This is a genomic window from Streptococcus sp. 27098_8_109 (assembly GCF_041432295.1).
GTDB lineage: Bacteria > Bacillota > Bacilli > Lactobacillales > Streptococcaceae > Streptococcus.
The window spans coordinates 84,229-109,132 of sequence record NZ_JAPVZJ010000005.1 but is presented as its reverse complement, the minus strand read 5'-3'; the positions used below and the strand labels follow the sequence as shown (position 1 = coordinate 109,132).

The window sequence follows — 24,904 nt, the reverse complement described above, 5'->3', positions numbered from 1 at the left end:
TTTTATTACATGGGGCAAAAAAGGGAAAGGAATCTTTAAAAGTGAGGAGAGTTAGATTGAAAGAATCATATTGGTAAATCGAAATGATAGATATTTGTATCATGTCATAAATCGTTATCAAACGATAATATTGATTTTCTTACAAATTAAGAGTATAATTTATAAAAATGAGTGTTCACTCAATTTTTGTGAAATTAAGGAGTAAAGAAAATGGTTGTTGAAGCAATAGAGTACAGTCGTTTCGGTAACGAAGAGGTCTTGGATTTGCTGAAGATAGACTCTACAGCCTTGGAGGTAAATCAGGTGAGAGTAGAAGTTCATGCTGTTGGTTTAAATCCTATTGATTATAAAACTTTTGAGGGAGCGAAACCCCTTCGATTTCTATCTTTTATAACGAAATTAAGGAAACCAAGTCGTTGGTTTGAATCTAAATCATCTTTATTTCCAAGAGGTGTGGGGAGAGATTTTTCTGGAGATATTACAGAAGTTGGAAATGAAGTAACTAGGTTTTCAGTAGGAGATAAGGTGTTTGGAACAATGATTAGCGATCCTGGTTTGGGAACTAATAGGGGAGCTTTAGCAACAGAAATTTGTGTCAATGAATCAGAAATTGTATTGAAACCAGAGATGATCGACATGACTCACGCAGCTACTATGGGAGTAGCTGCTCTAACTGTGGGTGGGGCTTTTAGAAGAATCGGTTTAAATTCAAGAGATACTGTTGTTATTTCAGCTGCAGCAGGAGGTATTGGAAGTATTGCAGTACAGTATGCAGTTGCTAAGGGGGCGACAGTGATTGGAATAGCAAGTAAGAAAAATGCAGAGTATCTGAAGTCTTTAGGTGCTATACCAGTAAGTTACGAAGAGAATATCAAGAAGGCTCTTCTATCAGCTAGTCCAACGCCTATTACAAAATTTTTGGATTGTTATGGATCTGATTATGTTAGATTGGCTTTTAGTTTAGGCTTGAAGGGGACAGCTATTGGGACATTAGTACCTTCACCCTATGTTATGATAAAAGGTGCTCAGTTTACTGGTCCGAGACATTCCACATATGATGATTTTAGCACTTTAGCTGAAATGGTCTCAGACGGGAAGATTCAGCTGAAAATTGATCAAGTGTATGACTTTTCTCTAAAGTCAGTTAGAGAAGCCTATCGTAGTCTGAAAATGGGACACAGTCGAGGCAAAAAAGTCGTAAAAGTAAGAGAGTAGAAGAGAGGTGCTAGCGATGGAAAGTTTAGAACAAAAGTATGCTCAGACGTTAGAAGTTAGCAACTTGAGCTTGAAACAACGTCGAGTATTATTATCAAGCTTAAAATTATTCTCAGAAATTGGATTTGAGAATACAACGTCCAGCCTTATTGCCGAACGCGCTGGAGTGTCAGAAGGAACTGTTTTTAGTTACTTTAAAACAAAGGAAGGTATTTTAGAAGTCATTTTATCTACTTTTCTAGAACAGGTTATTCCAGAAGTAATTGCGGATTTCTCAGAAAAAAAATTCACAGTAGATCAAGAAAATTTTCCCTTCTTTTTAAAAAGTATTGTTCGAGATAGGCTCTTTTTCATTCAGGAGAATCAAATGCATGTTAAAATTCTCTTGGGGCGTTCTTTTATTGATAAAAATCTTTCTATCCAGTTAGGAAATATTATTGTTCAATCTATAATAGAACCAATTAGCCCTGTTTTAAATCAATTTAAAGAAAAAGGACTTATTCTAAATTGGTCAAATGAAAGAATTGTTCGATACATTTTAGCATTGAGTTTTTCTTATCTTATTCCCATGATGTTGAATGATGAAGAAACTATAAACATAGATGAAGCAGTTGATGAGATTGTTGAATGTTTGTCATCTGCCCTAATGAAAGTAAAATAAATTCTGATGTTAAAACTCACTGTTAATGGTGAGTTTTTTTGGATTCAACATAAAAATCCCCAATCGTAGCGATTGAGGATTAAGCAAATGAATCTTAAACAATACCTTGTGCAATCATAGCGTTTGCTACATTTTCAAAGGCAGCAATGTTAGCTCCTGCAAGGTAGTCTTTATCAAGACCGTATGTTTCTGAAGTTGTTTTAGCTGTATTGAAGATGTTTGTCATGATGTCTTTGAGACGTCCATCAACTTCTTCACGAGTCCATGAGAGGCGAAGGCTATTTTGGCTCATTTCAAGAGCTGAAACGGCTACACCACCAGCGTTGGCAGCTTTGGCAGGTCCGTAGAAGATACCATTTTCTTTGTAGACTTTGATGGCATCAAGGTCGCTTGGCATGTTGGCACCTTCAGATACACAGATAACGCCTTGAGCAACCAAACGTTTAGCTGCTTCACCGTTGATTTCGTTTTGAGTCGCACATGGAAGAGCGATGTCATAGTTTCCAGCGTAAGTCCATACAGAACCTTCATGATAAGTAGCAGTTGCTTTCTCAGCTGCATACTCAGTCAAACGAGCGCGACGTTTTTCTTTAACGTCAACCAAAAGATCGAAGTCGATACCATTTTCATCGATGACATAACCATTTGAGTCAGATACAGAGATAACAGTTGCACCAAGTTCAGTCGCTTTTTGAAGAGCGTATTGAGCAACGTTACCAGAACCTGAAATAACAACTTTCTTACCAGCAAAGCTGTTACCGTTAGCTTTAAGCATTTCTTCAGTATAGTAAACCAAACCGTAACCAGTTGCTTCTGGACGAATCAAGCTACCACCAAATCCAAGAGGTTTACCAGTCAAGACACCAGCATCAAATTGGTTAAGGCGTTTGTATTGACCGTAAAGGTAACCAATTTCACGTCCACCAACACCGATATCACCAGCAGGTACGTCAAGTGATGGGCCGATGTATTTTTGCAATTCAGTCATGAAGCTTTGGCAGAAGCGCATCACTTCAGCATCTGTTTTACCTTTAGGATCGAAGTCTGATCCACCTTTACCTCCACCGATAGGAAGTCCAGTCAAGACGTTTTTAAAGATTTGTTCAAATCCGAGAAATTTCAAAATCCCTTGGTTTACAGTTGGGTGGAAACGAAGTCCGCCTTTGTATGGTCCAACAGCTGAGTTGAATTGAACACGGTAGCCGCGGTTTACTTGAACTTTTCCATCACGGTCAACCCAAGGAACACGGAAAGAAATCACGCGCTCAGGCTCAGTAATACGTGCCAAGATATTTTCTTCGATATACTCAGGGTGTTTTTCAAATACAGGTTCCAAAGTGTTGAAAAATTCTTCAACAGCTTGAAGGAACTCAGCCTCGTGCCCGTTACGAGCTTTTACAGTTTCAAACACGCTTTGGATATATTCTTTAGCAGATGTCATATCGTTCTCCTTAAATTCTAATTTAATTATGTGAGTCATTATAGCAGAATTTTTTTTTACTGTAAAGAAAAAAACAGAAATTTTCTAAAAATTCTTTCAATTTAGTTTTTGAGATTTTTTGAAAGTAGATAAAAAACGAACGTTTTTCTTATAAATGCCTTTCTTAAAGAGAAAATCTGAAAATATGGTATAATATTAGCAATAAAAGGAATCTGGAGGATCAGAATCATGGTATCAACGAAAACGCAAATTGCTGGTTTTGAGTTTGACAATTGTTTGATGAATGCAGCAGGTGTGGCTTGTATGACGATAGCAGAGTTAGAGGGCGTTAAAAACTCAGTGGCAGGAACTTTTGTGACTAAGACAGCAACCTTGGACTTTCGTCAGGGGAATCCTGAGCCACGCTATCAAGATGTTCCACTTGGTTCTATCAACTCTATGGGCTTGCCAAATAATGGCTTAGACTATTATTTGGATTATCTTTTGGATTTGCAAGAAAAAGAGCCAAACCGAACTTTCTTCTTATCTCTAGTTGGTATGTCTCCAGAGGAAACCCATACTATATTGAAAAAAGTCCAAGAGAGTGAGTTTCGTGGTCTGACTGAGCTAAACCTCTCCTGTCCAAATGTTCCAGGTAAACCTCAGATTGCCTATGATTTTGAGACAACAGACCGGATTTTGGCAGAAGTATTTGCCTACTTCACCAAACCTCTTGGAATTAAATTGCCACCATATTTTGATATTGTTCACTTTGACCAAGCGGCAGCTATTTTCAACAAGTATCCTCTTAAGTTTGTCAACTGTGTCAACTCTATCGGAAACGGCCTTTATATAGAAGATGAGTCTGTCGTTATTCGTCCTAAAAATGGTTTCGGTGGCATTGGTGGTGAGTATATCAAACCGACTGCTCTAGCTAATGTTCATGCCTTCTATCAACGCCTCAATCCTCAAATCCAAATCATCGGAACAGGTGGCGTGTTGACTGGTCGTGATGCCTTTGAACATATCCTCTGTGGAGCAAGTATGGTGCAGGTGGGAACCACCCTTTACAAAGAGGGAGTTGGTGCTTTTGAACGCATTACTAATGAACTGAAAGAAATCATGGCGGAAAAAGGGTACGAGAGCCTAGAAGATTTCCGTGGGAAATTGCGCTATATCGATTAAATTCATTAAAAAATCAGAAGAAAGGAGAGAAGATGCTAGCTATCGAAGAAAGTCAGAAGTTGACTTTATCAAATTTACCGAGCCTGAGCCTTTTTACAGGGACAGATCAGGGTCAGTTTGAAGTGATGAAGAGTCAAGTGTTGAAACAGATTGGTTATGATTCTGCAGACCTCAACTTTGCCTACTTTGATATGAAAGAAGTGGTTTATAAGGATGTAGAACTGGAGTTGGTCAGCCTTCCTTTCTTTGCGGATGAGAAAATCGTAATATTGGATCATTTTGTCGATATCACGACTGCTAAAAAGCGCTTTTTGACAGATGATGAGCTCAAGTCATTTGAGGAATACCTTGATAATCCTTCACCAACAACCAAGTTGTTAATCTTTGCGGAAGGAAAGCTGGATAGCAAAAGACGGTTGGTTAAATTACTTAAGCGTGATGCCAAGGTCTTTGATGCAGTAGAAGCCAAAGAACAAGAATTGCGCCAGTATTTCCAAAAGTGGAGTCAGAAAGAAGGTCTGCAGTTTACCAATCATTCTTTTGAAAATCTCCTCATTAAGTCGGGTTTTCAATTTAGCGAAATCCAGAAAAATCTCCTCTTTTTACAGTCCTATAAAGAAGACTCTGTTATCGAGGAAGAGGATATTGTTAACGCAATTCCCAAGACCTTGCAGGACAATATTTTTGATTTAACTCAGTTTATTCTGACTAAAAAGATGGACCAGGCGCGAGATTTGGTTAGAGATTTGACCTTGCAAGGTGAAGATGAAGTTAAGCTCATAGCTGTCATGTTAGGACAATTTCGGACTTTTACTCAGGTGAAGATTTTGGCGGAGTCTGGACAAGCAGAATCTCAGATTGCAAGTAGTTTAGGAAGTTTTCTCGGACGTAATCCTAATCCCTATCAAATCAAGTTTGCGTTGAGGGATTCAAGAGGACTTTCCTTGAGCTTTTTGAAGCAAGCTATTTCTTATTTGATTGAGACAGACTATCAGATTAAGACAGGTCTTTATGAAAAGAGTTTCCTTTTTGAAAAGGCACTCTTGCAGATTGCTAGTCAGGTAAATTAATCCTATCTGAAAAATTTTTTTAACCCGCGTCAGGATTATCTTGTCGTGGGTTTCTTGCTGATTTCCTTATCTATAAGCAAAAAACTTGAAAAAAGTGAATGTTTGCGTTATCATTTTCATATAGAAAGAAAAAGAGGTATTACAGATGGCTATTATCTTACCAGATCTTCCATATGCATACGACGCTTTGGAACCATACATCGATGCGGAAACAATGCACTTGCACCATGACAAACACCATCAAACTTATGTCAACAATGCCAATGCAGCTCTAGAAAAACACCCTGAAATCGGTGAAGACCTTGAAGCCTTGCTTGCTGATGTAGAATCTATTCCAGCTGATATCCGTCAAGCACTTATCAACAACGGTGGCGGACACTTGAACCACGCTCTTTTCTGGGAATTGATGACTCCTGAAAAAACAGCTCCATCAGCAGAACTTGCAGCAGCAATCGATGCAACATTTGGTTCATTTGAAGACTTCCAAGCAGCCTTCACTGCAGCAGCAACAACTCGTTTCGGTTCTGGATGGGCATGGTTGGTTGTTAACAAAGAGGGTAAACTTGAAGTGACTTCAACAGCAAACCAAGACACACCAATCTCAGAAGGTAAAAAACCAATCTTGGGCTTGGACGTTTGGGAACATGCTTACTACGTGAAATACCGCAACGTACGTCCTGACTACATCAAAGCTTTCTTCTCAGTGATCAACTGGAACAAAGTAGATGAATTGTACGCAGCTGCTAAATAATGATATGATATATGGAGGGAAGAATTGTTCTTCTCTTTTTAAGGTTATATTATTTTGGTCTGACAAAATCGTCAGACTTTTTTCATTTTTATGAGAAACGTGCTAAGTGCTAGAAATTATGGTAGAATAAAGTATTAAGTAATCGTGGAAAAAGGATATCTATGCGAAAAGAAATTGCACCTGAATTATACAACTATAACAAGTTTCCTGGTCCTGAGTTCCATTTACACGGGGACAAGGTAGAAACGGAAGGGATAGCTTTTTCCTTGGTGGAAAATATCAAGGATGCCTTCGATGTGACGGCTTTTAATCAGCGTTTTTCAGAAGTCTTAACAAAGTTTGATTATATCGTGGGAGACTGGAGCAACGAACAGCTTCGCCTACGAGGTTTTTATAAGGATGACCGAACAGAAGAAAAACTTGAAAAAATCAGTCGTTTACAAGACTACCTTTTAGAGTATTGTAGTTATGGTTGTGCCTATTTTGTCTTAGAAAATGAAGCCCCTAAGCGAGCATCATTTGACAAGAAAATGCGTAAGAAGGAAGAAGAACTGCCTTCTAGAAAAGGAAAGAAGCCGACTCAAACCAAACGAAAACCGAATGCAGATAAGAAAAATAGACGTCGTCAGAAAGACCAGCATTCTCAGAAAGAGGACAAGGGGCAACGTCATTTTGTCATTCGTCAGAAGTGAGTAGAGAATAAGGAGAAGAAATGAAACCGTCAATTTATAGTTTAACACGTCAAACCATGCAGGAATGGGTTTTGGAGCAGGGAGAAAAGAAATTCCGTGCAGACCAAATCTGGGAATGGCTTTACCGTAAACGTGTCCAGTCATTTGAAGAAATGACCAACCTTTCTAAGGATTTGATTGCGAAGCTTAATGACCAGTTTGTGGTCAATCCCTTGAAACAACGTATTGTTCAAGAGTCTGCTGATGGGACTGTCAAATATCTCTTTGAGTTGCCTGATGGTATGTTGATTGAGACAGTACTGATGCGTCAACACTACGGGCTGTCAGTCTGTGTGACCACTCAGGTCGGATGTAATATCGGTTGTACCTTCTGTGCCTCTGGTTTGATTAAGAAACAACGTGACCTCAATAACGGTGAAATCGTAGCGCAAATCATGCTGGTTCAGAAATACTTTGATGAACGTGGTCAGGATGAACGCGTCAGCCATATTGTTGTCATGGGAATTGGTGAGCCCTTTGATAACTACAATAATGTCTTGAATTTTGTTCGTACTATCAATGATGATAAAGGAATGGCCATCGGTGCTCGTCACATTACGGTTTCAACCTCAGGTTTGGCCCATAAAATTCGTGATTTTGCTAATGAAGGAGTTCAGGTCAATCTTGCCGTTTCCCTTCACGCACCCAATAATGAATTGCGCTCAAGCATCATGAAGATTAACCGTGCCTTTCCGATTGAAAAACTCTTTGCTGCTATTGAGTACTACATTGAGACAACTAATCGTCGTGTGACTTTTGAGTATATCATGCTTAATGAAGTTAACGATGGTGTAGAACAAGCCTTGGAATTGGCTGAATTGCTCAAGAACATCAAGAAATTGTCTTATGTAAACTTGATTCCTTATAACCCAGTTAGTGAGCATGACCAATATAGCCGTAGTCCCAAAGAGCGCGTCATGGCCTTCTATGATACTCTTAAGAAAAAAGGGGTTAACTGTGTTGTTCGTCAAGAGCATGGTACTGATATTGATGCAGCTTGTGGACAATTGCGTTCTAATACAATGAAACGTGACCGCCAGAAAGCAGTCGCAGCAGTCAATCCGTAATGATGAAGAAAACTCATAATCATATTTTAGTCTGGGGAGTTATTTTCTATAGCATTTGTATCGTCTACTTTTGTTTTACTCCTCAAGAACATTCTCCCGTGGGAGTGGAAACTCCAGGTATTCAGCATCTTGGACGCCTGGTTTTTCTTTTGACTCCTTTCAATTCTTTCTGGAAACTGGGTGAAGTGAGTGATATGGGACAATTATATTGGATTTTTTTACAAAATATCCTCAATGTCTTCTTGCTTTTTCCTCTGGTCTTCCAACTCCTTTATCTCTTTCCAAACTTAAGGAAAACAAAAAGAGTTCTTCTTTTCAGTTTTCTAGTGAGTCTTGGAATCGAGTGTACGCAGTTAGTCTTGGACCTTTTCTTTGATTTCAATCGCGTCTTTGAGATTGATGATTTGTGGACCAATACCTTGGGTGGCTATCTGGCTTGGCTCCTCTATAAACAACTACATAAAAACAAGATAAGGAATTAAAATGAGTATTTTAGAAGTTAAAAATCTGAGTCACGGTTTTGGTGACCGTGCAATTTTTGAAGATGTATCCTTCCGTCTCCTCAAGGGAGAACATATCGGTCTGGTCGGTGCTAATGGTGAAGGAAAATCAACCTTTATGAGCATTGTAACTGGTAAGATGTTGCCAGATGAAGGGAAAGTCGAATGGTCTAAATATGTGACTGCTGGTTATTTGGACCAGCACTCTGTCCTTGCTGAAGGGCAGTCGGTGCGTGATGTGCTCCGTACAGCTTTTGATGAGCTGTTTAAAGCAGAAGTCCGAATCAATGACCTTTATATGGAAATGGCTGAAGACGGAGCGGATGTTGATGCACTTATGGAAGAAGTTGGAGAACTTCAAGACCGTTTGGAGAGTCGTGATTTCTATACCTTGGATGCTAAGATTGACGAAGTGGCGCGTGCCCTTGGTGTCATGGACTTTGGAATGGATACGGATGTAACTTCTTTGTCAGGTGGGCAAAGAACCAAGGTGCTTTTGGCTAAGCTTCTCCTTGAAAAGCCAGATATATTGCTTTTGGACGAGCCGACCAACTACTTGGATGCTGAGCATATTGACTGGCTCAAGCGCTATCTCCAGAACTATGAGAATGCATTTGTCCTTATTTCACATGATATCCCATTCCTGAACGATGTGATTAATATTGTCTATCATGTGGAAAATCAACAGCTGACGCGTTACTCTGGTGACTACTACCAGTTCCAAGAAGTCTATGCCATGAAGAAATCCCAGCTGGAGGCGGCCTACGAACGTCAGCAGAAAGAGATTGCCGACCTCAAGGACTTTGTTGCTCGGAACAAAGCGCGTGTTGCAACACGAAACATGGCCATGTCTCGTCAGAAGAAATTGGATAAGATGGATATTATCGAACTCCAAAGTGAGAAACCAAAACCATCCTTTGATTTTAAATCAGCTCGTACGCCAGGGCGCTTTATCTTCCAAGCCAAGGATTTGCAGATTGGTTACGACCGTCCTCTGACTAAGCCTTTAAATCTTACCTTTGAGCGCAATCAAAAGGTTGCCATTATCGGTGCTAATGGTATCGGGAAAACAACTCTCTTGAAGAGTCTCTTGGGGATTATTCCGCCAATTGCTGGGGAAGTTGAACGAGGTGATTACCTAGAACTTGGTTACTTTGAACAGGAAGTAGAAGGTGGCAATCGTCAAACACCACTTGAAGCTGTCTGGAATGCCTTTCCTGCACTCAACCAAGCAGAAGTTCGTGCAGCCCTTGCCCGTTGTGGTTTGACAACCAAGCATATTGAAAGCCAAATTCAGGTCTTGTCAGGTGGGGAACAAGCCAAGGTTCGTTTCTGTCTCTTGATGAATCGTGAAAACAATGTTTTAGTGCTGGACGAGCCGACCAACCACTTGGATGTGGATGCCAAGGATGAACTCAAACGCGCTCTTAAAGAATACAAAGGATCTATCCTTATGGTCTGTCACGAACCAGACTTTTATGAAGGTTGGATGGACCAAATCTGGGATTTTAATAATTTAACTTAAGAATGAGAGTAAAAGAAATACAGTACCGAATGTGGATACTGTATTTTTTTGGTTTTTAAGATTTAAAATTGTAATCTTTCACCACTTCGATGCTATCGATTGTGATAGCAGTAGTTGGCTTGTCTTTTTCATCTTTTTCGGCTTTAGCAATTTTATCTACAACATCCATACCGTCAATCACTTGACCAAAGACTGGGTGTTTGCCATCTAGACTAGGGTTTCCCCCTTCTTTATAGGCTTCGATAATTTTCTTTGGATACTTGCTTGTAGGGAGTTTAGCAGAGGTATCTGTAGAGTTTTGGTTGATGAAGAACTGGCTACCATTGGTGTTTGGTTGACCAGTATTAGCCATAGAAAGAGCACCACGGATGTTATAGAGATAAGGAGTAATCTCGTTTTTGAAACCAGTTCCCTTGTCTTTAGTCTTATCCTTGTCATGCCAGATGGACTGACCACCTGTACCGTCCCCTTTTGGATCTCCAGTTTGAACCATGAAGCCATCGATGACACGGTGGAAGGTAATGCCGTTATAGTAGCCTTCTTTGGCGTGAGTGAGGAAGTTTTCAACCGCTAGAGGAGCGAGTTTAGGGAATAGTTTGATACGGATATCTCCTTGACTTGTGTGTAGAATCACTTCAGCCTCGTCTTCAGCAACTTCTTTAGATAGTTGCGGGAAATTGGCGTTTTCGTTTGTTAAAGCATCGTTTAACTCCTTAGCAGATTGGGCAGCTGCTTTGGAACTTTCTTCAGCAGCAAGACTGGAATCAACATAGTCATCACCACGCAGACTGCGTTGGATGCTGCTACATCCAGCTAGAGCTACGGTGGACAGTAAAAGAAGGGTTGCTAGTTTTTTCATTCTATTCCTCTCAAAAATTTATTTCTACCATTGTACCCTAAAAGGAAGTGGATTTCAAATGTTAGTGACAAGACAGTTTAAGAGGAAGCCAACCAGAAAGTCGCTTGCTTAGGAGCATCAATGCCATAAGTGTATTCAAAGTATTTAGGGAATCAGATCTTAAGAAAGCTCGTAAAGTATCACAATTAGTAAACGTCAATTAGAAAGAATTACTATATTTTAAAAGAGCACATTTTCAAAGGATTTTTTCTTTTGGCTTCAATTCCTAATTAGTCAATGAACTTAATACTAGGTCTCGAAAAGAATTATGCTTCCTCTTTATGTCTGAGTTCAAAGAGGTCTTCTACTTTCAGATTAAAAACTTGAGCAATTTTAAGAGCCATTTCCAGCGAAGGGTTGTAACGGTTATTTTCCAAGTGCAGAATTGTCTCGCGTCGCATGCCGATGAGATCGGCTAACTCCTGCTGAGTCATGCCTGTGGACTCACGAACAGATTTGAGATTAGTAATAATATTGCTTTCTTTGGCCATGTTTATCCTCTACGTTCCAAGATAAGATAGACAACCGCAAAGATGCAAATCAAGACAGCTATGCTAATAAATATCTGTCCAATGTAAAGAGTGAGAGATCCCATATACCCAATGATAACTGCTAGAATCATCAGTGCGCCTAGTATAAAAACAAACATCAAGCTAGCTGCCTTGGCTAAATTAGCATAAAAGCGTTCGTCCGGAGTTTCCTTGACATTTTTTAAAGAGAAAAAACCAAATCCAATCATTTCAATAACGAGGCCAATTCCCAAAATCCATTCTTTAATACCAGAACTCACGCTTGGGGTCGCAACCCAAATCCCTACTGTATAAAAAATACTTGCTGCAAAAAAAAGTATCGTGTAAAGTTTAGCAGACAAGTCAAAAATAGTCTTTACCTTACTTTTCTGACTCTTATGAGGCCATGATTTCATATGTAGCCAGCCCCAAATAGCTACAATCTGACCTAACACTGAAATACCAGCAATAACTAATTTGGGTCCCCAACTAAGATTAGAACCAAATAAAACAGTAAAATCAATAAAGAGAGCTACGGCAATCATTGAAATGAGGCCACGCATTTTTTGAATTTTTTTCATGATATACTCCTTTTTTGTGTTATAAATATATAACACTTAAATTTATGTTATAAATATATCACATTTAAATTTAGAAAGCAAGAATTTATGTGCCAAGGTGGCAATTATTTGAAAAAATTTTTTAATAAAAGCCCTTGATAGTCAAACAATTAAAGAATTCTTTGAAGCAATGCATCGGATTTGGTTTGGATAGTTTTGTTAATAATATTTGATGATAAAGAATTTTTGGAAAATCTAGATACTGTATGAATCTCTACTTTTTTCTTAGACTGTTATAAAGTCTGTCAGAATAAGCTTTATAGGTGTAGAAGTTAATTTTTACAGAACTAAACTATTCCCCTATTTATAATCTATTAATTCATATTTTATAAATTAATTAGTAGATATCATTCTTAAAATCCTTGATATTTCGCTTGGGAGCAGGCTTGGGATTTAGGAGCCAAGTATCCAAATCTCGTTCAGGCGATATGAAGGGCTTGACTTGATGGTCTTTATAAAATGTTTCTAAAATAGTATTTATGACATTCTCTTTCTGATTTTTCTTTAAAAATATAACAAATTTCTAAATGGTTTAAAAATTTTATAGTCTGTCAAGTTTTTTTCTTGACACCTATCAGAAATCTGTTATAATAGAACATGTGCTAAATAGCTCAGCTATTTCACCGAAATAAAAAATAAGAAAAGAGACTTTAAAAATGGCAGTTAAAATCCGTTTGACTCGTATGGGTTCTAAGAAAAAACCTTTCTACCGTATCAACGTAGCAGATTCACGTTCACCACGTGACGGACGTTTCATCGAAACAGTTGGAACTTACAACCCACTTGTTGCTGAAAACCAAGTAACTTTGAAAGAAGACCGCGTTCTTGCATGGTTGGCTGATGGAGCTCAACCTTCAGATACAGTTCGCAACATCCTTTCAAAAGAAGGCGTATTGAAAAAATTCCACGATTCTAAATTCTCAAAATAAGTTTAAAGTAGGTTGACAGATGGATACGATTGAAAATCTCATTATTGCGATTGTGAAACCCTTGATTTCACAACCAGATGCCTTAACTATCAAGATTGAAGATACACCAGAGTTTTTGGAATATCATTTGGATCTTGATCAAAGCGATGTGGGTCGTGTAATCGGTCGTAAGGGTCGCACTATTTCTGCGATAAGAACGATTGTCTACTCTGTCCCAACTGAAGACAAAAAAGTAAGAATCGTTATTGACGAAAAATAAGAAGGGCGGGACGGATGTCTCGCTTTTTTTGTGTGGAGAAGTGTAAAATAGCATCCATCAAGTAACAGCATAATCGGGATTTGGAAGGATTTTTGAAGGGGGACTGGAAAAGAATGAACATTGATTGTATTTTAAACATAGATTGGGCAATGTACATTGATTGGTTATTGCGAATTTTACAGATTTCGACTTTTATAGGTGTAATTTTAAAAATTAGTTTTCAGAATAAGGCCTATATCAATAATATCGAAATTCAGGTAATTAAACCAATCGAATTTGATTCCTTACATACGAGATTTCATCATATATATGAGTTTAAACATGATGAAAATGATAAACATTATAACCATTTGATTTTTTATCCAAAGGAAGTTGATATTGAAATTATAGAATTTTATTCTTTAATCTATGATTCAAAAAGTAATCGTTTAGTTGATAATGATAAACTGCATACAGTTAAAAATTTAAAGAATTATACATGCTTATTGATTCATACAAATTTACCAGAGAATATGCCTAGTTTAAGAATGAAATGGAAAACAAGTCAGGGTGAAATTGGCGAGTATACATTTTATAGTAATATGTATAATGGGAATGTGAATATCTCATCTTTCAAATATAAATTAACATTAAAGAGGAAACTATTAGCACTTTTTGGACTATAGCGACCCCTCTATGTATCTTCCTCCAACTTGAGAAAATCCTTGGAACGTGTTAAAATAAAGGATAAGGATTTTTAATAATTCATTATATAGAACGAGTGGATTTCTTTATGAAGAGGATTGAAGTATCTACAGAAATTGGTAGTCTCTCTGTTACTTATCAAAAGCAAAAGAAAATGCTAGTTTGTTTAAGTGGCGCAGGTTTGCTACCAAGTTATGAAAATTTTTCACTTATACTCGAAAAACTTCCTCCCACAATTGGTTATTTGACAATTGATTTTCCAAACACAGGTAGAAGTCCGATTCATGACCAAGCTGGAAAAAATCTGGATAATCTTGCAGATGCGGTTTATGAAGTACTTGAAGAATTGGCGATTTCTGAATATATACTTTGTGCACATAGTTTGAGTGGAATTTTAGCTTGCAAGTTGCTCAAGAAACCAATTAAGTGTCAGGCTTTAGTAGCAATTGAACCGACAACTAAAAAAGTCATGTTTGCTGATTTTTCAGAAAATCCTTATCCAGAAATGGAAGAGCAGATGATGCTGATTGAGGAGTGTGGTCCTGAACTTTATTTTAAGAGCTTAACTCAAGCCACATTTAGCCCTGAAATCAATAAAGAAATCTGGGAAATAATGCAAGAAAAAGGTTCAGAGTTGCAAAATCAAGATTCAGAATTTCAGATATCTGGAGAGATTACTGAGGAAGATTTTGAGAATTTGTCGATAGAATCTCATGTCCCTGTATTTATTTTTTGTCAGGCTTATAGGGAAAAAGAGTACAGAGAATCAGAATATTGGACTTCCAATACTAAACTCATTTTAGGAGGGAATCACCATTATTTACAATGGTCAGAATCAGAAAAAATTGTGACTATTATTCGAGAATTATCCGAATAAGATGGAAAGAAATAGACTACAGGAGACAAGATGAACTACTTTAATGTTGGGAAAATCGTCAATACGCAGGGGTTGCAGGGTGAGATGCGAGTCTTGTCTGTGACAGATTTTGCAGAAGAACGGTTTAAAAAAGGTACTGAGCTAGCCTTGTTTGATGAAAAAGATCAGTTTGTTCAAACAGTGACCATCGCTAGCCACCGTAAACAGAAGAACTTTGACATTATTAAATTCAAAGATATGTACCATATTAATGCTATTGAAAAATACAAGGGATACAGTCTCAAGGTTGCTGAGGAAGATTTAAATGCTCTAGACGATGGTGAATTTTATTATCACGAGATTATCGGTTTGGAAGTCTATGAGGGTGATAACTTGATTGGAACCATCAAAGAAATCCTACAACCAGGTGCCAACGATGTCTGGGTGGTCAAGCGAAAAGGCAAGCGTGATTTGTTATTACCTTATATCCCACCAGTGGTTCTCAATGTTGATATTCCAAATAACCGCGTCGATGTGGAAATCTTAGAAGGGTTAGACGATGAAGATTGATATTTTAACCCTTTTTCCAGAGATGTTTTCTCCGCTAGAGCACTCAATCGTCGGAAAGGCTAGAGAAAAGGGGCTCTTGGATATCCAGTATCATAATTTTCGAGAATACGCTGAAAAGGCCCGCCATGTCGACGATGAGCCTTACGGAGGCGGTCAGGGGATGTTGCTCCGAGCCCAACCCATTTTCGATGCCTTTGATGCTATTGAAAAGAAAAATCCGCGCGTCATTCTCCTCGATCCTGCTGGAAAGCAGTTTGATCAAGCTTATGCTGAGGATTTAGCACAAGAGGAAGAGCTAATCTTTATCTGTGGGCACTATGAGGGTTATGATGAGCGCATTAAGACCTTGGTGACAGATGAGATCTCCCTGGGCGACTATGTCTTGACTGGTGGAGAGTTGGCGGCCATGACCATGATTGATGCTACGGTACGCCTGATTCCAGAAGTGATTGGTAAGGAGTCCAGCCACCAAGATGATAGTTTTTCTTCTGGCCTTCTTGAATATCCTCAGTATACACGTCCCTATGATTACCGAGGCATGGTTGTCCCAGATGTACTGATGAGTGGACACCATGAAAAAATCCGTCAGTGGCGCTTGTACGAGAGTTTAAAGAAAACCTACGAGCGCAGACCAGATTTGCTTGAACATTATCAACTGACAGCAGAAGAAGAAAAAATGCTGGCAGAAATTAAAGAAAACAAAGAATAAAGGAGATACCTATGCAAGTAATCAAACGTGATGGTGAAATTGCTGAATTTAATCCAGATAAGATTTACCAAGCTATCTTAAAGGCAGCCCAGACTGTCTATGTATTGACAGATGATTTGCGTCAAAACCTTGCACAAGTCACTAAGAAAGTGGTTTTGGATTTGGAAGAGGCCAAGGTGGAACGTGCTACCATCAGCATGATTCAGTCTATGGTTGAACATCGTTTACTGGGTGCAGGTTACATTACCATAGCAGAACACTACATTTCCTATCGTCTACAACGTGACTTGGAAAGAAGTGGTTATGGAGATCATATCGCGGTTCATTTACATTTTGAACAAATTCGCTAAGAAAAAAGAGTGGGATGAAGCAACTACATCTCACTCTTTCTTAAATCTATTTTTTTGGGCTGTTTGGACAGTTGAAGGGACAAATCGTAGGCGTTGAATATCGCTTATGCGGATAATACGGGTCACATTTTTAGCAAAATTTTTCACGATAATTTGCTGGCGTTGCTGATCGTATTTGATGATGTCACCTGTAAAACTTGTCTCAGACAAGATAAGGTGAACAGCAGTTTGTTTCTGGATAGCCTCTTCAATAGTGGCTGTAAGGGAGTTGCTTTCAGTATGGTCTGGTTCTTCATGTCCATTTAAAAAGTCATGTATTTTATCTAGAACTTGCTGGAATTTATGTCTCATAGTGGCCTCCCTTCTTTTATATCAATATTATATAAAATTTTCCTAAAATCTACAAGATTTTACGAATAAACTAATGAAAGCTAAAAAAGGAGAAGAAAATGGCAGAATTTACATTTGAAATCGAAGAGCACTTGTTGACTCTTTCTGAAAACGAAAAAGGTTGGACTAAGGAAATCAACCGTGTAAGCTTTAATGGTGCCCCTGCAAAGTTTGATATTCGTGCTTGGAGTCCAGACCATACTAAAATGGGCAAAGGGATTACTCTCTCCAATGAAGAATTTCAAACCATGGTGGATGCCTTTAAAGGAAACTAAATTTTCAAAATAAAAGAAAAGGATACTGAGTCATGATAACTCGATATCCTTTTTTAGTTAGCAAAGTAAGCCTGATTTTTAAGGCGTTGAAGTAATGGACGGCTAATAAAACTAATAGCAATAATTTTACCAAGATCTGGAATGATAAAGGGAAGAACTCCCACAACAAGAGCTTTTTCAAATGCCATTCCAGCTAGAAAATGCAAGCTGAGAATCCCGCCGACAAAGACAAGGGCATCACCCAAGAGGTTTGCAAGAAATATATTGACAATCTCGCTCTTGCTGTTGGTTAGAGAGGAAGTAAGTCCAGAGTAAACGAGATAAAACCAAAGATAGCCTGCAGTAGGGCCAACTAAAGCCTGAAAACCAGCTCCACCTCCTGCAAAGACAGGAAGACCGATAGCACCTAGAAGAAGATAGAGTCCAACAGAAAGTACAGCCTCTCTCGGTCTAAAGACAGTAGCAATCAAGCCGATTGCAAAGTTTTGCAGAGTGAAGGGAACAGGTCCAATTGGAAGACTGATTTGTGCCAAAACAGCAATGAGAGCAGCCCCAATAGCAGGGATAGCATAAACGTGAGCTTTTTTCAAAATAGTTAACCTCTTTTCTGATGTATAGTAACTATTATACTCGTAGAGTAATTATTGTCAACCAATTTTTTAAAACAAGGTAACAAAAACTGTAACGGCCGATCTTGCTTACTGGTTAAGGTGGGTAATTGTTTTGTTGATTCTAAAACATCAAAAAAGAAGCAGACACATTTGTATCAGCTTCTTTTGCTTCGATTAACGCATAGTTACAAATTCTTCGGATGCAGTTGGGTGAATCGCCACAGTTGCATCAAAGTCTGCCTTGGTTGCTCCCATTTTGATAGCAACAGCAAATCCTTGAATCATTTCATCAACACCATAGCCAATTCCATGAAGTCCGACAACTTTTTCTTCTGAACCTGCTGTGATCAATTTGAAACGTGTTTCTTGACGGTTGTCAGTGCAAGCAGAGTACATAGACGTAAAGCTTGATTTGTAAACCTTGATTTGGTCTTGACCGTATTCTTTAATAGCTTGCTCTTCTGTCAAACCAACCGTTCCGATAGCAGGGTGTGAAAAGACGACAGTTGGAATAGTTGAGTAGTCCATTTTTGCAGTTGTTTTTCCGTTAAAGAGACGTTCAGATAGGGTACGCCCAGCCTTGATAGCTACTGGAGTCAGTTCTTTCTCGCCCGTTACATCACCTAGAGCATAGATTCCCTCAACAACAGTATTTTGGTATTCATCCACTTGGATAAAGCCACGTTCGTTCAGAGTTACTCCAGCTTTTTCAAGTTGCAAGCTCTTAACGTTTGGACGGCGACCAGTAGCCCAGATAACTTGGCTAGCTGTGTGACTAGTACCATCTTCGAAATGAATGGTAATGCCATCAGTAGTTTTTTCTAACTTGACAGGGACTTTGTGAGTGTGAAGTGGTAAGTTTGTTCTTTCCATTTCCTTGACTAGACCTTCAACGATGTAAGAATCAAAACCACGTAAAGGACGATCACGACGAACAAAGAGGTCTGTCTTGACACCAAAAGTGTGGAGTACGCCAGCCAATTCCACAGCGATATAACCAGCGCCTAGAATAGCAACTGATTCTGGCAATTCTTCCCAAGCAAATACATCATCAGAAGAGCCACCTAGTTCAGCACCAGGAACGTCTGGAATACTTGGATGGGCACCAGTAGCAATCACGATATGTTTAGCACGAATCAGCTCACCATTTACGCTGATAGTGTGAGAATCTACAAATTCAGCATGACCTTCAATCAAGTCTACACCGTTGCGTTTAAAACTGCCATCATAAGAAGAACGTGCGCGATCAATGTAGGCTTCACGATTACGACGTAGGGTTGCAAAGTCAAAGTTAAGATCAGTAGTCTTAAAGCCGTAGTCTTCTCCAAATTGATGGAAAGTCTCAGCGATTTGCGCCCCGTACCACATAATTTTTTTAGGAACGCAGCCGACATTGACACAGGTTCCACCTAATTTCTTTTCCTCAATAACGGCCGCTTTGGCTCCGTGTTCACCAGCACGATTCATGGTAGCAATTCCTCCGCTACCACCACCGATAGCAATGATATCGTATTCTCTCATTTAAAACTCCTTTATACTCTTTTAAATAGTAGAGTGTCATTTTTTGATAGTCATATTCTATCTTTTTTTTGATTTGATTGCAAAAATCTGCTACGTTCAAAAAAAATTAAAGAAAAGGCTTGCAAAAAGAAAAAATAAAGTGTATTATATAACTAGTACAATGATAATAAAAATAAATTCCGAACAATAAGTGAATCCTGAAATGTCATTATTTCGTTCTGAACTGTTATTGTTTATATTTTGTAATTTTTGTATAATATTGTTAAGTACTTTAAATCAAAAAGGAGTTTCATTATGAAAAAGAATCGTAAAGCTAAAAAGTGGCAATTGTATGCAGCAATTGGTGCTGCAAGTGTTGTTGTATTGGGGGCAGGGGGCATTTTGCTCTTTAGACAACCTTCTCAAACTGCTGTAAAAGATGAGCCAACTCATCTTGTTGTTGCTAAAGAAGGAACCGTGGCATCCTCTGTTTTATTATCAGGGACAGTAACGGCAAAAAATGAACAATATGTTTATTTTGATGCTAGTAAGGGAGATTTAGATGAAATCCTTGTTTCTGTGGGGGATAAGGTTAGTGAAGGGCAGGCTTTAGTCAAGTACAGTAGTTCAGAAGCCCAGGCGGCCTATGATTCAGCTAGTCGAGCAGTTGCGAAGGCAGATCGTCATATCAATGAACTCAATCAAGCACGGAATGAAGCCGCTTCAGCTCCGGCACAAACTCCAGCTCCAGTCGCAGGAAATTCAGTATCCTCTATTGATGCTCAATTGGGTGATGCCCGTGATGCCCGTGCAGATGCAGCGGCACAATTAAGCAAGGCTCAAAGTCAGTTGGATGCAATGACGGTTCTCAGTACCCTAGAGGGAACTGTGGTCGAAGTCAATCGTAACGTTTCCAAATCTCCAACAGGAGCAAGCCAAGTGGTAGTTCATGTCGTAAGCAATGAAAACTTGCAAGTTAAGGGTGAACTATCTGAATATAACCTTGCTAACTTATCTGTCGGTCAAGAAGTAACCTTTACTTCTAAAGTTTACCAAGATAAGAGCTGGACAGGTAAGATTAGCTATATCTCTGACTACCCTAAAAATAATGGCGAAGCAGCAAGTGCAGCGGCTGCAGCAGCAGCTGGTAATTCTGGCTCTAAATATCCATATACCATTGATGTTACGAGTGAAATTGGTGATTTGAAACAAGGATTTTCAGTAAGCGTTGAGGTCAAGAATAAGAGTAAAGCCATTTTGGTTCCTCTAACAAGTGTTGTGACTGAAAATGATAAGAACTATGTCTGGGTGCTTGACGAGCAGAAAAAGGCTAAGAAAGTGGAAGTTGGTTTGGGCAATGCTGATGCAGACAACCAAGAAATCACTTCAGGTCTGACAAATGGAGTCAAGGTCATCAGTAACCCAACGTCTTCTCTAGAGGAAGGAAAAGAGGTGAAGGCTGATGAAGAAACTAATTAGTCTAAAAAATATCTGCAGAAGTTACCGTAATGGTGACCAAGAACTGGAGGTTCTCAAAAATATCAACCTAGAAGTGAATGAGGGTGAGTTTGTTGCCATCATGGGACCCTCTGGGTCTGGTAAGTCCACTCTAATGAATACGATTGGGATGTTGGATACACCAACCAGTGGAGAGTATTATCTTGAAGGCCAAGAAGTGGCGGGACTAGGTGAAAAACAACTAGCCAAGGTCCGTAACCAACAAATCGGATTTGTCTTTCAGCAGTTTTTTCTTCTATCTAAACTTAACGCTCTGCAAAACGTAGAATTGCCCTTGATTTACGCGGGAGTTTCGGCTTCAAAACGTCGCAAGTTAGCTGAGGAGTATTTAGACAAGGTTGAATTGACAGAACGTAGTCATCATTTGCCTTCGGAATTATCTGGTGGTCAAAAGCAACGTGTAGCTATCGCGCGTGCCTTGGTAAACAATCCTTCTATTATCCTAGCGGACGAACCGACAGGAGCCTTGGATACCAAAACAGGTAACCAAATCATGCAATTATTAGTTGAACTGAATAATGAAGGAAAAACCATTATCATGGTAACGCATGAGCCTGAAATCGCTGCTTATGCTAAACGCCAGATTGTCATTCGAGATGGAGTTATTTCATCTGATAGTGCTCAGTTAGAAAAGGAGGAAAACTAAGATGCAGAATCTGAAATTTGCCTTTTCATCTATCATGGCCCACAAGATGCGCTCTTTTCTTACTATGATAGGGATTATCATTGGTGTGTCATCGGTTGTTGTGATTATGGCTCTGGGAGATTCTATGTCTCGTCAGGTCAATAAAAATATGACCAAGTCACAGAAGAATATCCATGTCTTTTTCTCGCCTATCAAAAGCAAAGATGGTTCTTTTACCCAAAAGCAATCAGCATTGACAGTTTCTGGGAAAGAAGAGGAGGTTCCTGTTGAGCCACCAAAACCACAAGAATCCTGGGTCAGGGAGGCGGCTAAACTCAAAGGGGTGGACAGTTACTATGTAACCAACTCAACAAATACCACCCTGTCTTATAAAGATAAAAAAGTGGAGCGCGCTAGCTTGACAGGTGGGAATATTACCTACATGAAGGCAGTTGAAAATGAAATTGTTGCAGGAAGAAGTCTCATAGCTCAGGATTATAAAGATGTGGCCAGTGTCATTTTACTAGACCAAGAACTTGCTAATAGCCTGTTTGGATCTGCTCAAGAAGCTGTTAATCAGGTTATAGATGTTGGTGGCTTTAGCTATCGTGTCATTGGTGTCTATACCAGCGATGAGGCTAAGACTGCCAAGACTTTTGGTATTGGTGGACTTCCAATTACGACTAATATTTCTCTTGCCAACAACTTCAATATGGATGAGATTTCTGATATTGTCTTCCGGGTTAATGATACCAGTTTGACACCAACTGTGGGACCAGAATTAGCTAGAAAATTGACCGAGATTGCTGGTCTTCAGCAAGGGGAGTATCAGGTGTCAGATGCGACTGCAGCCTTCCAAGAAGTACAACAATTGTTCGGCTTTATAACTACGATTATTAGTGCCATTGCAGGAATTTCCCTTTTTGTTGGGGGGACTGGTGTTATGAACATCATGCTGGTTTCTGTGACAGAGCGTACTCGTGAGATTGGTCTTCGTAAGGCTTTGGGTGCGACACGTGCCAATATTTTAATCCAGTTTTTGATTGAATCCATGATTTTGACCTTGCTTGGTGGAGTTATTGGTCTAACCATTGCGACAGGCTTAACAGCTATAGCTGGTCTACTTTTGCAAGGATTGATAGCGGGTATAGAAGTGGGAGTATCAATCCCAGTTGCCCTATTTAGTCTTGCAGTTTCGGCTAGTGTTGGTATGATTTTTGGAGTCTTGCCAGCCAACAAGGCATCGAAACTTGATCCAATCGAAGCCCTTCGTTATGAATAGAATAAACAAGATGGACACTCGTCTATCTTGTTTTTATATAGATTTCCCTATCGAAAATCCTTAAAAATGTGATATAATGAAGTGTTAGAAAAACAGGTTTCATTTGCCTGGAAAGGAAAAATTATGTCTGAAAAGAATTTTTATATTACAACACCGATTTACTATCCATCTGGTAAACTTCATATTGGTTCTGCCTACACAACCATCGCCTGTGATGTCCTAGCCCGATACAAACGCCTGATGGGTTACGATGTCTTTTATCTGACAGGTCTTGATGAGCACGGTCAGAAAATCCAGCAGAAAGCAGAAGAAGCTGGCATTACACCTCAAGCTTATGTTGATGGGATGGCAGTTGGAGTCAAAGAACTCTGGCAATTACTAGATATCTCATACGATAAATTTATCCGTACAACTGATGACTACCATGAAAAAGTTGTCGCACAAGTCTTTGAACGCTTGCTGGCTCAAGATGACATCTATTTGGGTGAATATTCTGGTTGGTATTCAGTTTCAGATGAGGAATTCTTTACAGAAAGCCAGCTTGCAGAAGTTTTCCGTGACGAAGCTGGAAATGTGACTGGTGGTATCGCTCCATCAGGTCACGAAGTGGAATGGGTATCTGAAGAGTCTTATTTCCTTCGTCTTAGCAAGTACCAAGACCGTCTAGTAGAATTTTTCAAAGCTCATCCTGAATTTATCACTCCAGATGGTCGTCTCAATGAAATGCTTCGTAACTTTATCGAGCCAGGTTTGGAGGATTTGGCGGTTTCTCGTACAACCTTTACATGGGGTGTGCCAGTGCCATCTAATCCAAAACACGTTGTCTATGTTTGGATTGATGCCCTTCTTAACTATGCGACAGCGCTTGGATACGGTCAAGATGAACATGGTAACTTTGACAAATTCTGGAATGGAACAGTCTTCCACATGGTAGGAAAAGACATCCTTCGTTTCCACTCAATTTATTGGCCAATCCTTCTTATGATGTTGGATATCAAATTGCCAGATCGTTTGATTGCCCATGGGTGGTTTGTCATGAAAGACGGCAAAATGTCTAAGTCTAAAGGAAATGTTGTTTACCCTGAAATGTTGGTAGAGCGCTATGGACTGGATCCACTTCGCTACTACCTCATGCGTAGCCTTCCAGTTGGTTCAGACGGAACCTTCACTCCAGAAGACTATGTAGGCCGTATCAACTACGAATTGGCCAATGACCTTGGAAACCTCCTCAACCGTACGGTTTCTATGATTAACAAGTACTTTGATGGGCAAATTCCAGCCTATGTGGAAGGTGTGACAAAATTTGACAATGCTCTTGCTCAAGTAGCTGTTGAATCAATCGCTGACTACCATACACACATGGAAGCAGTTGACTACCCACGTGCCCTAGAAGTAGTATGGACTCTTATCTCTCGTACTAATAAATACATCGACGAGACAGCTCCATGGGTCTTGGCTAAGGATGAAGCGCTACGCGATCAATTGGCAAGTGTCATGAGCCACTTGGCAGCCAGCCTGCGTGTTGTAGCTCACTTGATTGAGCCGTTTATGATGGAAACCAGTCGTGCAGTCTTGACTCAACTTGGATTGGAAGAAGTAGCGAGCCTTGAGAACTTGAGTTTGGCAGATTTCCCTGCAGGTGTGACTGTTGTTGCCAAAGGAACACCAATCTTCCCACGTCTGGACATGGAAGAAGAGATTGCCTATATCAAGGAACAAATGGAAGGCAATAAACCAGCCGTCGAAAAAGAATGGAATCCAGATGAAGTTGAACTCAAACTCAACAAGGATGAAATCAAGTTTGAAGACTTTGATAAGGTCGAAATCCGTGTCGCAGAAGTCAAAGAAGTTTCCAAAGTAGAAGGCTCTGATAAGTTACTTCAATTCCGTCTGGATGCTGGTGATGGAGAAGATCGTCAAATCCTCTCAGGAATTGCAAAATACTATCCAAACGAACAAGAATTGGTCGGCAAGAAAGTTCAAATCGTTGCCAATCTCAAACCACGTAAAATGATGAAAAAATATGTCAGCCAAGGTATGATCCTATCAGCTGAACATGATGGACAATTAACCCTTCTCACAGTTGATCCAGCTGTACCAAACGGAAGTGTGATTGGGTAAAAATAGAGGCTCTATAATATTTGAATCTTTGTCTTGTTTCATGGGTTTAAGAAGATAACATGGAGTGAAATAT

Annotated in this window: 28 protein-coding genes; 21 read left to right on the top strand and 7 right to left on the bottom strand. The window is 39.4% G+C overall.

All coding sequences use genetic code 11. The features are described 5' to 3' along the window. Positions 1–210 precede the first annotated feature (210 nt). A complete protein-coding gene (locus O3664_RS03615) occupies positions 211–1,215 on the top strand; it encodes an NADP-dependent oxidoreductase (RefSeq protein WP_020903208.1) in 1,005 nt (334 codons plus the stop codon). Between the two features lie 16 nt (positions 1,216–1,231). Continuing rightward, the gene (locus O3664_RS03610; protein WP_020903209.1) at positions 1,232–1,876 is read left to right on the top strand and encodes a TetR/AcrR family transcriptional regulator; all 645 of its coding nucleotides are present in this window, start codon (positions 1,232–1,234) and stop codon (positions 1,874–1,876) included. A gap of 94 nt (positions 1,877–1,970) precedes the next feature. Here the strand turns inward: O3664_RS03610 and gdhA are convergent, their stop codons facing one another. Further along, on the bottom strand, positions 1,971–3,317 hold the full coding sequence (gdhA, locus tag O3664_RS03605; protein WP_000199543.1) for an NADP-specific glutamate dehydrogenase: 1,347 nt from the start codon (positions 3,315–3,317) through the stop codon (positions 1,971–1,973). A 228-nt stretch (positions 3,318–3,545) separates the two neighbouring features. Here gdhA and O3664_RS03600 point away from each other — a divergent pair, with 228 nt between their 5' ends. The 7 genes from O3664_RS03600 to O3664_RS03570 all read left to right on the top strand — a co-directional run bounded on the left by O3664_RS03600 (position 3,546) and on the right by O3664_RS03570 (position 10,125). Beyond that, positions 3,546–4,481: a dihydroorotate oxidase gene (locus O3664_RS03600; RefSeq protein ID WP_020903210.1), complete on the top strand. Its 936-nt coding sequence runs from the start codon at positions 3,546–3,548 to the stop codon at positions 4,479–4,481. A gap of 32 nt (positions 4,482–4,513) precedes the next feature. Next, the gene (holA, locus tag O3664_RS03595; RefSeq protein ID WP_371613640.1) at positions 4,514–5,551 is read left to right on the top strand and encodes a DNA polymerase III subunit delta; all 1,038 of its coding nucleotides are present in this window, start codon (positions 4,514–4,516) and stop codon (positions 5,549–5,551) included. 145 nt (positions 5,552–5,696) lie between these two features. Further along, on the top strand, positions 5,697–6,302 hold the full coding sequence (gene sodA, locus O3664_RS03590) for a superoxide dismutase SodA (RefSeq protein ID WP_020903212.1): 606 nt from the start codon (positions 5,697–5,699) through the stop codon (positions 6,300–6,302). A gap of 161 nt (positions 6,303–6,463) precedes the next feature. Then, a complete protein-coding gene (locus O3664_RS03585; RefSeq protein WP_020903213.1) occupies positions 6,464–6,994 on the top strand; it encodes a YutD family protein in 531 nt (176 codons plus the stop codon). A gap of 20 nt (positions 6,995–7,014) precedes the next feature. Beyond that, positions 7,015–8,100 carry a 23S rRNA (adenine(2503)-C(2))-methyltransferase RlmN gene (rlmN, locus tag O3664_RS03580; protein WP_000804762.1) on the top strand — a complete coding sequence of 362 codons (1,086 nt, stop codon included), beginning with the start codon at positions 7,015–7,017 and terminating at the stop codon, positions 8,098–8,100. After that, complete coding sequence (locus tag O3664_RS03575; RefSeq protein WP_049499637.1) at positions 8,100–8,582, top strand: VanZ family protein; 483 nt, start codon at positions 8,100–8,102, stop codon at positions 8,580–8,582. Before rlmN ends, O3664_RS03575 begins: the two co-directional genes overlap by 1 nt. 1 nt (position 8,583) lies before the next feature. Then, positions 8,584–10,125, top strand: coding sequence for an ABC-F family ATP-binding cassette domain-containing protein (locus tag O3664_RS03570; RefSeq protein WP_049499635.1), 1,542 nt, complete (start codon positions 8,584–8,586; stop codon positions 10,123–10,125). A gap of 55 nt (positions 10,126–10,180) precedes the next feature. Here O3664_RS03570 and O3664_RS03565 read toward each other — a convergent pair whose 3' ends face one another. The 3 genes from O3664_RS03565 to O3664_RS03555 form a co-directional block, all read right to left on the bottom strand. Continuing rightward, the gene (locus O3664_RS03565) at positions 10,181–10,984 is read right to left on the bottom strand and encodes a peptidylprolyl isomerase (protein WP_023946405.1); all 804 of its coding nucleotides are present in this window, start codon (positions 10,982–10,984) and stop codon (positions 10,181–10,183) included. A gap of 305 nt (positions 10,985–11,289) precedes the next feature. After that, the gene (locus O3664_RS03560; RefSeq protein WP_023946407.1) at positions 11,290–11,514 is read right to left on the bottom strand and encodes a helix-turn-helix transcriptional regulator; all 225 of its coding nucleotides are present in this window, start codon (positions 11,512–11,514) and stop codon (positions 11,290–11,292) included. A gap of 2 nt (positions 11,515–11,516) precedes the next feature. Next, positions 11,517–12,113 (bottom strand): DUF3796 domain-containing protein, encoded by a 597-nt coding sequence (locus O3664_RS03555; RefSeq protein WP_371613639.1) that lies wholly within the window; start codon positions 12,111–12,113, stop codon positions 11,517–11,519. A gap of 695 nt (positions 12,114–12,808) precedes the next feature. Between O3664_RS03555 and rpsP the strand changes: the two genes are divergently transcribed. The 7 genes from rpsP (at position 12,809) to O3664_RS03520 (ending at position 16,509) form a co-directional block, all read left to right on the top strand. Further along, entirely contained in the window at positions 12,809–13,081 is a 273-nt protein-coding gene (gene rpsP / locus O3664_RS03550) for a 30S ribosomal protein S16 (RefSeq protein ID WP_000268760.1), read from the top strand. Between the two features lie 19 nt (positions 13,082–13,100). Beyond that, positions 13,101–13,340 (top strand): RNA-binding protein KphA, encoded by a 240-nt coding sequence (kphA, locus tag O3664_RS03545; protein ID WP_000379617.1) that lies wholly within the window; start codon positions 13,101–13,103, stop codon positions 13,338–13,340. A gap of 113 nt (positions 13,341–13,453) precedes the next feature. Then, entirely contained in the window at positions 13,454–14,005 is a 552-nt protein-coding gene (locus O3664_RS03540) for a hypothetical protein (protein WP_004239319.1), read from the top strand. Positions 14,006–14,112: 107 nt separating this feature from the next. Further along, complete coding sequence (locus O3664_RS03535) at positions 14,113–14,901, top strand: alpha/beta fold hydrolase (RefSeq protein WP_024057003.1); 789 nt, start codon at positions 14,113–14,115, stop codon at positions 14,899–14,901. Between the two features lie 30 nt (positions 14,902–14,931). Continuing rightward, positions 14,932–15,450, top strand: coding sequence for a ribosome maturation factor RimM (rimM, locus tag O3664_RS03530; RefSeq protein WP_084888453.1), 519 nt, complete (start codon positions 14,932–14,934; stop codon positions 15,448–15,450). Then, complete coding sequence (trmD, locus tag O3664_RS03525) at positions 15,440–16,159, top strand: tRNA (guanosine(37)-N1)-methyltransferase TrmD (protein WP_000686933.1); 720 nt, start codon at positions 15,440–15,442, stop codon at positions 16,157–16,159. The genes rimM and trmD overlap by 11 nt, the downstream gene beginning before the upstream one ends. Before the next feature lie 11 nt (positions 16,160–16,170). Continuing rightward, complete coding sequence (locus O3664_RS03520) at positions 16,171–16,509, top strand: ATP cone domain-containing protein (protein ID WP_001196040.1); 339 nt, start codon at positions 16,171–16,173, stop codon at positions 16,507–16,509. A gap of 30 nt (positions 16,510–16,539) precedes the next feature. Here the strand turns inward: O3664_RS03520 and O3664_RS03515 are convergent, their stop codons facing one another. Next, on the bottom strand, positions 16,540–16,860 hold the full coding sequence (locus O3664_RS03515; protein WP_023943050.1) for a hypothetical protein: 321 nt from the start codon (positions 16,858–16,860) through the stop codon (positions 16,540–16,542). Positions 16,861–16,958: 98 nt separating this feature from the next. Here O3664_RS03515 and O3664_RS03510 point away from each other — a divergent pair, with 98 nt between their 5' ends. Then, the gene (locus O3664_RS03510; protein WP_000807422.1) at positions 16,959–17,174 is read left to right on the top strand and encodes a YdbC family protein; all 216 of its coding nucleotides are present in this window, start codon (positions 16,959–16,961) and stop codon (positions 17,172–17,174) included. A gap of 53 nt (positions 17,175–17,227) precedes the next feature. On the opposite strand, the gene O3664_RS03505 is transcribed toward O3664_RS03510, so the two are convergent. Together O3664_RS03505 and gor are read right to left on the bottom strand one after the other, a co-directional pair. Continuing rightward, on the bottom strand, positions 17,228–17,764 hold the full coding sequence (locus O3664_RS03505) for a biotin transporter BioY (protein WP_000709040.1): 537 nt from the start codon (positions 17,762–17,764) through the stop codon (positions 17,228–17,230). Positions 17,765–17,959: 195 nt separating this feature from the next. After that, positions 17,960–19,306 (bottom strand): glutathione-disulfide reductase, encoded by a 1,347-nt coding sequence (gene gor, locus O3664_RS03500; protein ID WP_001209566.1) that lies wholly within the window; start codon positions 19,304–19,306, stop codon positions 17,960–17,962. Positions 19,307–19,597: 291 nt separating this feature from the next. Here gor and O3664_RS03495 point away from each other — a divergent pair, with 291 nt between their 5' ends. The 4 genes from O3664_RS03495 to metG all read left to right on the top strand — a co-directional run bounded on the left by O3664_RS03495 (position 19,598) and on the right by metG (position 24,831). Next, positions 19,598–20,764: an efflux RND transporter periplasmic adaptor subunit gene (locus O3664_RS03495; RefSeq protein ID WP_371613641.1), complete on the top strand. Its 1,167-nt coding sequence runs from the start codon at positions 19,598–19,600 to the stop codon at positions 20,762–20,764. Continuing rightward, positions 20,748–21,449 (top strand): ABC transporter ATP-binding protein, encoded by a 702-nt coding sequence (locus O3664_RS03490; RefSeq protein ID WP_371613638.1) that lies wholly within the window; start codon positions 20,748–20,750, stop codon positions 21,447–21,449. The genes O3664_RS03495 and O3664_RS03490 overlap by 17 nt, the downstream gene beginning before the upstream one ends. Before the next feature lies 1 nt (position 21,450). Then, complete coding sequence (locus tag O3664_RS03485; protein WP_001180409.1) at positions 21,451–22,710, top strand: ABC transporter permease; 1,260 nt, start codon at positions 21,451–21,453, stop codon at positions 22,708–22,710. Between the two features lie 123 nt (positions 22,711–22,833). Then, positions 22,834–24,831, top strand: a complete 1,998-nt coding sequence (gene metG, locus O3664_RS03480) for a methionine--tRNA ligase (RefSeq protein WP_371613637.1) — start codon at positions 22,834–22,836, stop codon at positions 24,829–24,831. Positions 24,832–24,904 lie beyond the last annotated feature (73 nt).